The organism is Pseudomonas sp. CC120222-01a, assembly GCF_003097235.1.
GTDB lineage: Bacteria > Pseudomonadota > Gammaproteobacteria > Pseudomonadales > Pseudomonadaceae > Aquipseudomonas.
In genome coordinates this window covers 83,244-95,759 of the sequence record NZ_QEQQ01000018.1, presented here as the reverse complement: position 1 = coordinate 95,759, position 12,516 = coordinate 83,244, and the positions used below count along the sequence as shown (strand labels likewise).

At 63.5% G+C, this 12,516-nt stretch carries 9 protein-coding genes; 5 read left to right on the top strand and 4 right to left on the bottom strand.

Annotated features, from left to right (window positions below; translation table 11 throughout):
* Positions 1-157: 157 nt before the first annotated feature.
* Together N430_RS21340 and N430_RS21335 are read right to left on the bottom strand one after the other, a co-directional pair.
* Complete coding sequence (locus N430_RS21340; protein WP_027918055.1) at positions 158-1,408, bottom strand: ribonucleotide-diphosphate reductase subunit beta; 1,251 nt, start codon at positions 1,406-1,408, stop codon at positions 158-160.
* A gap of 585 nt (positions 1,409-1,993) precedes the next feature.
* The gene (locus N430_RS21335; protein WP_110638828.1) at positions 1,994-4,873 is read right to left on the bottom strand and encodes a ribonucleoside-diphosphate reductase subunit alpha; all 2,880 of its coding nucleotides are present in this window, start codon (positions 4,871-4,873) and stop codon (positions 1,994-1,996) included.
* 658 nt (positions 4,874-5,531) lie between these two features.
* Between N430_RS21335 and N430_RS21325 the strand changes: the two genes are divergently transcribed.
* Entirely contained in the window at positions 5,532-6,230 is a 699-nt protein-coding gene (locus tag N430_RS21325) for a response regulator transcription factor (protein WP_110638827.1), read from the top strand.
* Positions 6,227-7,828 carry an ATP-binding protein gene (locus N430_RS21320; protein WP_110638826.1) on the top strand — a complete coding sequence of 534 codons (1,602 nt, stop codon included), beginning with the start codon at positions 6,227-6,229 and terminating at the stop codon, positions 7,826-7,828. Before N430_RS21325 ends, N430_RS21320 begins: the two co-directional genes overlap by 4 nt.
* Before the next feature lie 3 nt (positions 7,829-7,831).
* Here N430_RS21320 and N430_RS21315 read toward each other — a convergent pair whose 3' ends face one another.
* Positions 7,832-8,533: a 4'-phosphopantetheinyl transferase gene (locus tag N430_RS21315; protein ID WP_110638825.1), complete on the bottom strand. Its 702-nt coding sequence runs from the start codon at positions 8,531-8,533 to the stop codon at positions 7,832-7,834.
* 66 nt (positions 8,534-8,599) lie between these two features.
* Complete coding sequence (locus tag N430_RS21310; protein ID WP_110638824.1) at positions 8,600-9,394, bottom strand: dienelactone hydrolase family protein; 795 nt, start codon at positions 9,392-9,394, stop codon at positions 8,600-8,602.
* Between the two features lie 129 nt (positions 9,395-9,523).
* On the opposite strand from N430_RS21310, the gene N430_RS21305 reads away from it, so the two are divergent.
* The 3 genes from N430_RS21305 to N430_RS21295 all read left to right on the top strand — a co-directional run bounded on the left by N430_RS21305 (position 9,524) and on the right by N430_RS21295 (position 12,239).
* Positions 9,524-10,129, top strand: coding sequence for an outer membrane protein (locus N430_RS21305; RefSeq protein ID WP_110638823.1), 606 nt, complete (start codon positions 9,524-9,526; stop codon positions 10,127-10,129).
* Between the two features lie 89 nt (positions 10,130-10,218).
* Entirely contained in the window at positions 10,219-10,896 is a 678-nt protein-coding gene (locus N430_RS21300; protein ID WP_110638822.1) for a response regulator, read from the top strand.
* Positions 10,893-12,239, top strand: coding sequence for an ATP-binding protein (locus tag N430_RS21295; protein ID WP_110638821.1), 1,347 nt, complete (start codon positions 10,893-10,895; stop codon positions 12,237-12,239). Before N430_RS21300 ends, N430_RS21295 begins: the two co-directional genes overlap by 4 nt.
* Positions 12,240-12,516 lie beyond the last annotated feature (277 nt).

Here is a 12,516-nt window from a genome sequence, read left to right as displayed (position 1 = left end):
ACATGGCAACTGAGTGTGCCGTACCCCTCCTGTCGGCGTGGGCGAGGTCTCTTCACTTTGGTTTTTGAGCATGGCTCAATGAATCGCCCTGTTCTGCTATCGCAGGCAATAAAAAAGGCTGCCATTCGGCAGCCTTCTCGATGCTCAGCCCGGACAATCAGTCCCAGCTCAGCGCACCGCCAGTCTGATACTCGATCACGCGCGTCTCGAAGAAGTTCTTCTCCTTCTTCAAGTCCATGATCTCGCTCATCCATGGGAACGGGTTGGTAGTCCCCGGATACTCTTCCTTCAGGCCAATCTGGGTCAGGCGACGGTTGGCGATGAACTTGAGGTAGTCCTCCATCATCGCCGCGTTCATGCCCAGCACGCCGCGTGGCATGGTGTCGCGGGCGTATTCGATCTCCAGCTGGGTCCCTTGCAGGATCATCTGGGTGGCTTCTTCCTTCATCGCCGCGTCCCACAGGTGCGGGTTCTCGATCTTGATCTGGTTGATCACGTCGATACCGAAGTTCAGGTGCATCGACTCGTCACGCAGGATGTACTGGAACTGCTCGGCGACGCCGGTCATCTTGTTGCGGCGGCCCATCGACAGGATCTGGGTGAAGCCGCAGTAGAAGAAGATGCCTTCCAGTACGCAGTAGTAAGCGATCAGGTTGCGCAGCAGCTCTTTGTCGGTTTCGACGGTACCGGTGTTGAATTCCGGGTCGGAGATGGCGCGGGTGTACTTCAGGCCCCAGGCGGCTTTCTTCGCGACCGACGGGATCTCGTGGTACATGTTGAAGATCTCGCCTTCATCCATGCCCAGCGACTCGATGCAGTACTGGTAGGCGTGGGTGTGGATCGCCTCTTCGAAGGCCTGGCGCAGGATGTACTGGCGGCACTCCGGGTTGGTGATCAGGCGGTACACGGCCAGGGCCAGGTTGTTGGCAACCAGGGAGTCGGCGGTGGAGAAGAAGCCGAGGTTGCGCATGACGATGCGGCGCTCGTCTTCGGTCAGGCCGTCCATGCTCTTCCACAGGGCGATGTCGGCGGTCATGTTGACCTCTTGCGGCATCCAGTGGTTGGCGCAGCCGTCGAGGTACTTCTGCCAGGCCCAGTCGTACTTGAACGGTACCAGCTGGTTGAGGTCGGCGCGGCAGTTGATCATGCGCTTTTCGTCAACGGCGACGCGGGCCGAGGAGCCTTCCAGCTCGGCCAGGCCTTCGGCGATGTCGAGGGCGTCGAGGGCGGCCTTGGCGCGCTTCACCGCGTCGGAGTCGGCGGCGGTGGCGGCACGGGCTTCCAGGGCGGCGGCACCGCCGGCGCTGTCGAGCTTGTCGAGGGTGGCGGCGGCAGTGGCCTGCGCAGGGGTGTTGCCTTTGGCGGCTACTTCGCCGTCTTCCTTGTCGAATTCGTCCCAGCTCAGCATGGTGATTGGCTCCTGCTTGAGGGTTGCCCTGGGGCAACCGGTTGGATTTTAAGAATGTGATGCCTGACGCAAGGCCGTTACGGCGAATGGACAGCTCGAGAGGCTGACTCTCGTTACATCTGGTTCGTGCCTGGCCAGGCCTCGGGGAGGGGCCAGGGACTTGAATGGGTGCCCTTTTCAGAGGGGGCGCAGTATACCGGAATTCGCTTTTGATCGGGGCGCATGTCTTGCGGGCGAGGGTAAATTTTCGACCGGTTCTGTGCGCGTCCGTTCAAGGAATCTCGTGTCGTCTTTTACGGGGAGGGAGTTTAGCCTCAAACGGCTCTAGGCACTACATGTTGTGGGTTTTTATTTTTACATCACAAGATGATGGGTTGCTGAAACCCTTGTGGGAGCGGCCTTGTGTCGCGAAAGGGCCGCGCAGCGGCCCCGGCAATCTCGCACTGGAGCAGAGATCCCGGGGCCGCTGCGCAGCCCTTTCGCGACACAAGGCCGCTCCCACAAGTAATGCATCCTGTGGGCCATTCTGCGGATACAAAAATGCCGCGAGGGGCACCCATAGGGCACCCCGCGCGGCATCAGGCCTTACTGGCAGGCTTCGCAGTCAGGCTCGTCGATCGCGCAGGCCTTCGGCACTGGCGCTGGGCCCGCTGCCTGGACCGGGGCGCTGTCGCCGCCGCTGGAAACGGCGTTGAGCTTGCCGGTGTTGATGGTCGACTTCTCGGTGCTGGTCGCGGCCAGGGCACGGAGGTAGTAGGTGGTCTTCAGACCACGGTACCAGGCCATGCGGTAGGTCACGTCCAGCTTCTTGCCCGAGGCGCCGGCGATGTACAGGTTCAGCGACTGAGCCTGGTCGATCCACTTCTGGCGACGGGAGGCGGCGTCGACGATCCACTTGGTTTCGACTTCGAACGCGGTGGCGTACAGGTCTTTCAGTTCTTGCGGGATACGCTCGATCTGCTGCACCGAACCGTCGTAGTACTTCAGGTCGTTGATCATGACCGAGTCCCACAGACCGCGGGCCTTCAGGTCGCGGACCAGGTACGGGTTGATCACGGTGAATTCGCCCGACAGGTTCGATTTCACGTACAGGTTCTGGTAGGTCGGCTCGATCGACTGCGACACGCCAGTGATGTTGGCGATGGTCGCGGTTGGCGCGATGGCCATGATGTTCGAGTTACGAATGCCTTTCTGTACGCGGGCACGGACCGGCGCCCAGTCCAGCGACTCTTCCAGGTTGACGTCGATGTACTTCTGGCCACGGGCCTCGATCAGGATCTGTTGCGAATCCAGTGGCAGGATGCCCTTGGACCACAGCGAACCCTGGAAGGTCTCGTAGGCGCCACGCTCGTCGGCCAGGTCGCAGGAAGCCTGGATCGCGTAGTAGCTGACCGCTTCCATCGACTTGTCGGCGAACTCGACGGCAGCGTCGGAGCCGTACGGGATGTGCTGCAGGTACAGCGCGTCCTGGAAGCCCATGATGCCCAGGCCGACCGGACGGTGCTTGAAGTTCGAGTTACGCGCTTGCGGCACCGAGTAGTAGTTGATGTCGATCACGTTGTCGAGCATGCGCACGGCGGTGTTCACGGTGCGTTGCAGCTTGGCGGTGTCCAGCTTGCCGTCGACGATGTGGTTCGGCAGGTTGATCGAGCCCAGGTTGCAGACCGCGATCTCGTCCTTGTTGGTGTTCAGGGTGATCTCGGTGCACAGGTTCGAGCTGTGGACCACGCCCACGTGCTGCTGCGGCGAACGCAGGTTGCACGGGTCCTTGAAGGTCAGCCACGGGTGGCCGGTCTCGAACAGCATCGACAGCATCTTGCGCCACAGGTCTTTGGCCTGGATGGTCTTGAACACCTTGATCTTGTTGTACTCGGTCAGGGCTTCGTAGTACTCGTAGCGCTCTTCGAAGGCCTTGCCGGTCAGGTCGTGCAGATCAGGCACTTCCGATGGCGAGAACAGGGTCCACTTGCCGTCATCGAAGACGCGCTTCATGAACAGGTCAGGGATCCAGTTGGCAGTGTTCATGTCGTGGGTACGACGACGGTCATCACCGGTGTTCTTGCGCAGCTCGATGAATTCTTCGATGTCCAGGTGCCAGGTTTCCAGGTAGGCACATACGGCGCCTTTGCGCTTGCCACCCTGGTTGACGGCAACGGCGGTGTCGTTGACCACTTTCAGGAACGGCACGACGCCCTGGGATTTGCCGTTGGTGCCCTTGATGTAGGAGCCCAGTGCACGCACAGGGGTCCAGTCGTTGCCCAGGCCACCGGCGAATTTCGACAGCATGGCGTTGTCGTGGATCGCGTGGTAGATGCCCGACAGGTCGTCCGGCACGGTGGTCAGGTAGCAGCTCGACAGCTGTGGACGCAGGGTACCGGCGTTGAACAGGGTCGGGGTCGAAGCCATGTAGTCGAACGACGAGAGCAGGTTGTAGAACTCGATCGCACGGGCTTCTTTGTCTTTCTCTTCCAGCGCCAGGCCCATGGCCACACGCATGAAGAACACCTGCGGCAGCTCGAAGCGCACGCCATCCTTGTGGATGAAGTAGCGGTCGTACAGGGTCTGCAGGCCCAGGTAGGTGAACTGCTGGTCGCGCTCGTGGTTGATTGCCTTGCCCAGTTTTTCCAGGTCGAAGTCGGCCAGTGCCGGGTTCAGCAGCTCGAACTCGATACCTTTGGCGACATAGGCCGGCAGGGCCTTGGCGTACAGGTCGGCCATCTCGTGGTGGGTGGCGCTGTCGGCGACGCTGAGGAAGCCCAGGCCTTCGGCACGCAGGGTGTCCATCAGCAGGCGGGCGGTGACGAACGAGTAGTTCGGCTCACGCTCGACCAGGGTACGGGCGGTCATCACCAGGGCGGTGTTGACGTCCTTGATGGCCACGCCGTCGTACAGGTTCTTCAGGGTTTCGCGCTGGATCAGGTCGCCATCGACTTCGGCCAGGCCTTCGCAGGCTTCGCTGATGATGGTGTTCAGGCGCGCCATGTCCAGCGGCGCCAGGCTGCCGTCGGCCAGGGTGATGCGGATGCTTGGGTGCGGCTCGACCACGGCGTCGGTGTGGGCGCGGGTGGCACGCTCCTTGGCGCGCTGGTCGCGGTAGATCACGTAGTCACGGGCGACTTTCTGCTCGCCGGCACGCATCAGGGCCAGTTCGACCTGGTCCTGGATTTCTTCGATGTGGATGGTGCCACCCGATGGCATGCGACGCTTGAACGTGGCAGTGACCTGCTCGGTCAGGCGCGCGACGGTGTCGTGGATGCGCGACGAGGCGGCGGCGGTGCCGCCTTCAACTGCGAGGAACGCCTTGGTGATGGCCACGGTGATCTTGTCGTCGGTGTAGGGGACGACAGTGCCGTTGCGCTTGATCACGCGCAGTTGGCCCGGAGCGGTGGCGGCCAGATCCTGGTTGGAATCGGCGGCCTGCGGCGCCAAAGCCAGCGGGTTCTCGCGAGTTGTGTCGGTTTGCATGGGTGGGTGTCTCCACAGTTTCTATAGTGTTCAGGCGCCTTTTGGGCGCCCACCGTTCCGTCCACTTGCTCGATGGCCTTGGCGAGGATGCGTCATGCACGCGCATCCACCCGCTCGGGCGTACCGACTTCGGGACAGATCAGGAAATGGGGGCAAGAACCTTGCCGCTCCCTGGCCGAAGTCAAATGCCCTGGGGTGAGCCAGAGCAGGCTGTTCAGTATCCGCTAGGAGCGGTTGGATCGTTGAAACCACGACGAGTTCTGCCAGAAAAATCGCTTGAATTTTTCTGCTGACTCATGCTTGGCGTTGGTGACTGAAACCCAACATCTAGTGGTTTGCTGTGCTGGGGATACAAGATAATGCGGTACAGGGGTCTTTGCAAGGCAACCGCCTGTGGATAACTTGTGCGTACTTTGTGAGTGAATAGTGGGTAATCGCTGTAGGCCTAGTGCCAAGTGGCGTGCACTATTTTTCTCTCGGTCGCTGCCCCCAGGCAGAAATTTTCGGGCGCGAACCCTACCACAAAAAACGGTTCAGTCGAGGCTGCCGTCGGGCAGGTTGGCAGTGCCGATGGGCGGCACGTAGTATCCGGGGGTGATGTTGCCTTTTGGTTAAAGGCCGGTACCGACAGAAAAACAACAATTCAAAGGCAGGGGCCATGGACCAACCCAGCAACCGCATCCTCATTGTCGAAGACGACCAGCGCCTGGCTGAGCTCACTGCCGAGTACTTGCAAGCCAACGGCTACGAGGTCGCCGTGGAGGGCGATGGCGCCCGCGCCGCGCGCCGCATCGTCGACAGCCAGCCGGACCTGGTGATCCTCGATCTGATGCTCCCCGGCGAAGACGGCCTGAGCATCTGCCGCCGCGTGCGTGGCCAGTACCTGGGCCCCATTCTTATGCTGACGGCCCGTAGCGACGAACTCGATCAGGTTCAGGGTCTGGACCTGGGGGCCGATGACTACGTGTGCAAGCCGGTGCGCCCGCGCTTGCTGCTGGCGCGGATCCAGGCCCTGCTGCGGCGCAGCGAAGGCCCCGATACCAAGCGCCACGACCTGGCCTTCGGCCCGCTGCGCATCGACAACCGCCTGCGTGAGGCCTGGCTCGACGCGCAGCAGATCGACCTCACCGGTGCCGAATTCGATCTGCTCTGGCTGCTGGCCAGCAACGCCGGGCGGGTGCTGTCGCGCGAACAGATCTTCACTGCCCTGCGCGGGGTCGGCTACGACGGCCAGGACCGCTCCATCGACGTGCGCATTTCCAGGATTCGCCCCAAGATCGGCGACGACCCGATCCACCCGCGGCTGATCAAGACACTGCGCAGCAAGGGTTACCTGTTCGTCGGCGATGCCCCATGAACCGTTCGATCTTCCTGCGCATCTATGGCGGGATGCTTGCGGTGCTGGTGCTGGTGGCGCTGCTCGGCGTGCTCAGCCTGCACCTGGTCAACGAAGTGCGCGCGGCCCAGCACCGCGAGCGCCTGGCCCAGGGTACGTTCAGCCTGATGGCCGACAACCTGGCGCAGCAGAATGAAACCGAGCGCAAGCGCTCGCTGTTGATGTGGGGGCGCTTGCTCGGCGTGCCGCTCGAACTGCAGCCGATGACGGCGCGCACTTTGGATGGTGGCCAGCGCGCCCGCCTGTACCGTGGCCTGGTGGTGGTGGAGAAGACCGGGCCGCACGCCGCCCAGGTGCTGCGCAAGGTTGGCCGGGAGGACTTGTTGCTGGTGGCCCAGGTCAAGCAGGTCAGCGAGCAGCTGGCGCGGGCCACGCTTTACCTGTTGGCCGATGAGCTGGTGCGCTACCCGGTGACCGAGCAGCAGCAGCGCCTGGCAGAAATCACCCAGAGCAAGGGCTTCGGCTTCGGCGTCGCCCTGCAACGCATCGAGCGGGTCGGCCTGGACGATGATCAGCGGCGCCGGGTGGAGGAGGGGGACACGGTGATGGCGCTGGGGCGCGATGGTGATTCGATCCGTGTGTTCGCCGGCCTGCCAGGTTCGCCGCTGGTGCTGGAGATCGGCCCGCTGTATCAGCTCAACCCCTATCCACCGCAGTTGCTGATCCTGATCGCTTTCCTTGGCCTGTGCCTGATCGGCCTGGTGGTGTACCTGCTGGTACGCCAGCTGGAGCGGCGCGTGTCGGGCATGGAAATCGCCGCCACGCGCATCGCCCAGGGCAGCCTGGACACCCGCGTGCCGGCCGGTGATGCCGATTCGGTGGGGCGTCTGGCCGCGGCATTCAATGGCATGGCCGAACACCTGCAGCGCTCGCTGAACATGCAGCGCGAACTGGTGCGCGCGGTGTCCCACGAACTGCGCACGCCGGTGGCACGCCTGCGCTTTGGCCTGGAGATGATCGAAAGCGCGACCACCGAGCAGGCCCGCGCCAAGCACCTGGCCGGCATGGATGGCGATATCCAGGACCTGGACAAGCTGGTCGACGAGATGCTGACCTACGCACGCCTGGAGCAGGGCGCCCCGGCGCTGAAGTTCCAGCGTGTCGAGCTGGATGCCTTGCTCGACCGAGTGATCGACGAGTTGGCGCCGCTCAACAGCAAGGTCCGCTTGCGGCGTGGGGCGTGCCAGGCCAGCGACGGCTGCTGGGTCGAGGCCGAACCGCGTTATCTGCATCGTGCGCTGCAGAACCTGGTGAGCAATGCCCTGCGCCATGCTGGCAGTGAAGTACGCCTGAGCTATCAGCTGGGTCAGCAGCGTTGCCGCATCGATGTGGAAGACGATGGCCCGGGTATTCCCGAGGGCGTCTGGGATCGCATCTTCACACCCTTTACCCGGCTCGACGACAGCCGCACCCGCGCTTCCGGCGGGCATGGCCTGGGCCTGTCGATCGTGCGGCGGATCATCTACTGGCACGCTGGCCGCGCCACGGTGGGCCGTAGCGAGGCGCTGGGCGGCGCCTGCTTCAGCCTCAACTGGCCGCGTGAGCAGGCGCCGCAGTAGGGCTCAGACGCTGATCAGGCTGAGCAGGTGGCCGTCTTGCAGGCAGAACTGGCCTTCGACTTCGGTGCCGTGTCGCCATTCGGGTGACAGGTCGGTGAGCAGGCGTAAACGGGCCAGTCCATCGGCGGACCACGCCAGCACTTCGGCATGCTCGAAATAGAAGCGCTGCCGGGTCAGTGGGTAGAGCGCCTTGAACAGGCTCTCCTTGAGCGAGAAGGTCAGGGTGACCGTCAGGCCCAGCTGACTGCGGTCCAAGCGTTCAAGCTCGGTGGGCGTCAGGATCTCGCCCATCAGCCGCTCGGCGCGTTCATCATCCAGCAGCGCTTCCTGGTCCAGGCCCAGGCTGCGGCAGGCGCCATCGGCAGCGACGACGGCGGCGGCCCAGCCTTTGCCATGGGTGATCGAGCCGTGTATACCCGCGGGCCAGATCGGCGAGCGGTCCTCGTGGGTGCCTGGCACGTAGTCGCGGCCATCCAGGCGCAGCAGCGCGGCACGGGCGCAAACACGGCCGGCCAGGTACTCGGCCTGGCGCTTGGCCACTGAACGTTGCAGGCTGGCGCTGGGCACGATGCCGGCGCGCTGGAAGTCATCAGCGGCCAGGTGGGCGGGATCGAAGGCGCAGCTGACCAGCACCGCGCCGTGCAGCGGGCGGGGCAGGGGCCAGTGATGCTGGAGCGGGGCGCAGCAGGCGGGGAGTGTGTTCATGACCGGTATTGTGCCAGCCGTGAGTCTCATGTGGGAGATGGGGCCGCACAGCGGCCCCGGCGATCTCTACTCGAACACCTTTTTGAAGAACGCCTGCATGTCTGCCCAGGAGCTCTTGTCCGCCGCTTCGTTGTAGCCAATGTCAGGCCCGCCATGCTCACCGTGGCTCAGGCGGTCTGCATCCGGGTTGGTGAACCCATGCTTGGCGCCCGGAATGCTGACGAACTGGTAGTTGACCTTGGCCGCATCCATCTCTTTCTTGAAGGCGTCCACCTGCTGCGGGGTGACCATGCTGTCGTCCGCCCCGTGTTCGACCAGCACGTAGGCCCGCACCACGCCAGGCTCGGTGACCGGTGTCTGGGTGGCCAGTGCGCCGTGGAAGCTCACCACGCCATCCAGCCGCGCGCCCCGGCGCGCGGCATCCAGTACCACCTTGCCGCCAAAGCAGTAGCCCACTGCGCCGAGCTTGTGCTTGTCGGTATAGGGTTGTTTCTTCAGCAGGTCGAGCCCGGCGTCGAAGCGCCTGGCCGCCGCTTTAGGGTCCTTCATCGCCTCGGCCATGAATGCCTGGGCGTCCTGCGGGTGCTCGGTGTGCTTGCCTTCGCCATACATGTCGATGGCCAGTGCGCTGTAGCCCAGCGCGGCGAGGTCGCGGGCGCGGCGTTTGGCATAGTCGTTCAGCCCCCACCATTCGTGCACCACCAGCACACCCGGGCGTTCGCCCTTCACGGCATCGTCGTAGGCGTAATAGCCGATCAGCGCGGTGCCGTCGGCATCTTGGTAACGGATCTCGCGGGTTTGCACCGCCGCTTGGGCGAAGACGGCGCTGCACATCAGGATCAGGGCCAGCAGGGCACGCATGTTCACTACTCCTTGTTTTGCAAACAGATCGTTCAGCCGCGGTTCAGTCAGGGTTCAGCCGCGGTTCAGGGCACCCTGCTTACTCTAGCTTCCAGACCGCAACAGCGCATTCAACTGGAGTAAGAAGCCATGAAAACCTTCAATACCCTGCTCGCTGCCATGGCCGTTTGCGCCGCTGGCATGACCTCTGCCCAGGCGGCCGAAGATACTTTCGCCAGCTTCACGTACGGGCAGACCAGCGACAAGGTCCGCAAGTCCGGCCTGCTGCAGAGCAATACTGACCACCTGAACGCCGACGGCATCATCGGCAAGGACGATACCTGGGGCGTGCGCCTGGGCAAGATCAATGATCAGGCCCGCTACTACATGACCTACGACAACGTTTCCGGCGACCACAGCGGTTACAAGCTGCGCCAGGAAAACCTGCTCGGCAGCTACGACCTGCTGTTGCCAGTGGGGGATACCACCAAGCTGTTTGGCGGTGGCAGCCTGGGCATGACCAAGCTGACCCAGGATTCGCCAGGGGCTAGTCGTGATACCGACTATGGCTATGCCTACGGCTTGCAGGCCGGCGTTATCCAGGACATCACCGACCAGGCTTCGGTCGAGCTGGGCTACCGTTACCTGCGTACCAATGCTGCAACGGAGGTGGGTGCCAGTGGCGGGCCGAAGGAAGGTACCCTGCGCCTGACCAGCAGTGCACAGACCTACCTGGCGGCCAGCTACAAGTTCTGACCGGCGAGCCGGGTTATCCTGTGCCGGCCCTCTCGCGGGCTTGTCCCGCGAAGAGGCCAGCACAGGCAATACATGAATAGGAGTGCTACATGAAATTGCTGGTGGTCGAGGACGAAGCCCTGCTGCGGCACCACCTCCACACACGCCTGGGCGAAAGCGGCCATGTGGTCGAAGCCGTGGCCAATGCCGAAGAAGCGCTGTACCAGGTCGAACACTTCCATTTCGACCTGGCCATCGTCGACTTGGGCCTGCCTGGCATCAGCGGTCTCGAGCTGATCGGCCGCCTGCGCAGCCAGGGCAAGACCTTTCCCATCCTCATTCTCACCGCCCGTGGCAACTGGCAGGACAAGGTCGAAGGCCTGGCTGCCGGAGCCGACGACTATCTGGTCAAGCCGTTCCAGTTCGAGGAACTCGAAGCGCGCCTGAACGCCTTGCTGCGTCGCTCCAGCGGTTTCACCCAGTCGACCATCGCCGCCGGCCCCCTGGTGCTGGACCTCAATCGCAAACAGGCAACCCTGGATGAGCAGCCACTGGCACTGACGGCCTACGAGTACCGCATCCTCGAGTACCTCATGCGTCATCACCAGCAAGTGGTGGCCAAGGACCGCCTGATGGAGCAGCTCTATCCCGGCGACGAGGAGCGCGACCCCAACGTCATCGAGGTGCTGGTCGGCCGCCTGCGCCGCAAGCTCGAGGGCGAGAGCGGTTTCAAGCCGATCGACACGGTGCGCGGCCTCGGCTACCTGTTCACCGAGCGCTGCCGATGATCCGCTCGCTGCGGGTGCGGCTTATGCTCGCGGCGGCAGTGCTGGCGCTGCTGTTCATGCTTGGGTTGTTGCCGGCCTTGCAAAAGGCTTTCAGCCTGGCCCTGAAAGAATCGATCGAGCAGCGCCTGGCCTCGGATGTGACCACGCTGATATCCGCTGCGCGCATCGAGCACGGCCAGCTGCAGATGCCCGAATTGCTGCCGGACGAGCGCTACAACCTGCCCTACACCGGCCTGCTGGGCTACATCTTCGACCGTGACGGCAACCTGGTCTGGCACTCGCGCGCCACCGCCGACCGGCACATCAATTACCGCCCGCGCTACGACGGGCGTGGCAACGAGTTCGCCCGTATCCATCAGGACGATGGCGAAGAGTTTTTCGTCTATGACGTCGAGATCAAGCTGCTCGGCGGCCAGAGCGCGGCCTACAGCATCGTGGCGCTGCAGCCGGTGAGTGAGTACAAGGCCACGCTCGATGGCCTGCGCGAAAAGCTCTACCTGGGCTTTGGCGCGGCCTTGCTGGCCTTGCTGGCGCTGCTCTGGGCCGGCCTGACCTGGGGGCTGCGTTCGCTGCGCCGGTTGAGCACTGAGCTGGATGAGGTGGAGTCTGGCGCACGGGATGGCCTCAGTGGCGAGCACCCGCGTGAACTGCTGCGCCTGACCCGCTCGTTGAACCGCTTGCTGAGTAGCGAACGCGAACAACGCACCCGCTACCGCGATTCGCTGGGCGATCTGGCGCACAGCCTGAAGACCCCGCTGGCAGTGTTGCAGGGCGTGGGCGAGAGCATGCAGCAGCGTGCCGGCGAGCGCGAGCAGGCTCGGGTGCTGCAGAGCCAGATCGAGCGCATGAGCCAGCAGATCGATTACCAGTTGCAGCGTGCCAGCCTGCGCAAGAGCGGGCTGGTGCGCCACAGCGTGCTGCTGCTGCCGGTGCTGGAGAGCTTGTGCAGCACCCTGGCCAAGGTCTATCGAGACAAGCGGGTCGAGGTTCAGCTGGATGTGCCTGCACAGTCGCATGTGCCCATGGAGCAGGGCGCGCTGCTGGAACTGCTGGGCAATCTGCTGGAAAACGCTTATCGGCTGAGTCTGGGGCACGTGCGGGTGAGCCTGCAGGAGGCGCCTGGCACGCTGACGCTGTGCATCGAGGACGATGGCCCCGGCGTTCCGGTCGACCAACGGGAACGGATACTCGAACGTGGCGAACGGCTGGACCGCCAGCACCCGGGGCAGGGCATTGGCCTGGCGGTGGTCAAGGACATCGTCGACAGCTATGACGCCGAGCTGACCCTGGATGAATCCGCACTGGGCGGGGCCGCCTTCTGCATCACCTTGCACCTCGATTGATGGTTTGCTGTGCCGGCCATTTCGCGGCTTTAGCCGCGAAGGGGCCGGCACAGGCAGTACCTGCTCGGGCGGATTCCCGCCATATCCCCTGTACATTTCCCGCCACCGGGCGGAAATCCGCCACCTTTCCTCAGAAAATTCGCCCCGTCGATGGGCATTTACAGCCCGTAATCATTAGTGCTGCACCCAAGATGGGCATTTTGGCATCGCCCTTGCTATCTCACTGGCAGAGGCCTGCCCAGGCAGCTCGAACACAACGACAAATCCCTCCAGGTGC

Coding starts and splice junctions, on each gene's coding strand:
- N430_RS21340 (WP_027918055.1), bottom strand. CDS start 1,408: ATGCTGAGCTGGGACGAATTCGACAAGGAAGACGGCGAAGTAGCCGCC.
- N430_RS21335 (WP_110638828.1), bottom strand. CDS start 4,873: ATGCAAACCGACACAACTCGCGAGAACCCGCTGGCTTTGGCGCCGCAG.
- N430_RS21325 (WP_110638827.1), top strand. CDS start 5,532: ATGGACCAACCCAGCAACCGCATCCTCATTGTCGAAGACGACCAGCGC.
- N430_RS21320 (WP_110638826.1), top strand. CDS start 6,227: ATGAACCGTTCGATCTTCCTGCGCATCTATGGCGGGATGCTTGCGGTG.
- N430_RS21315 (WP_110638825.1), bottom strand. CDS start 8,533: ATGAACACACTCCCCGCCTGCTGCGCCCCGCTCCAGCATCACTGGCCC.
- N430_RS21310 (WP_110638824.1), bottom strand. CDS start 9,394: ATGCGTGCCCTGCTGGCCCTGATCCTGATGTGCAGCGCCGTCTTCGCC.
- N430_RS21305 (WP_110638823.1), top strand. CDS start 9,524: ATGAAAACCTTCAATACCCTGCTCGCTGCCATGGCCGTTTGCGCCGCT.
- N430_RS21300 (WP_110638822.1), top strand. CDS start 10,219: ATGAAATTGCTGGTGGTCGAGGACGAAGCCCTGCTGCGGCACCACCTC.
- N430_RS21295 (WP_110638821.1), top strand. CDS start 10,893: ATGATCCGCTCGCTGCGGGTGCGGCTTATGCTCGCGGCGGCAGTGCTG.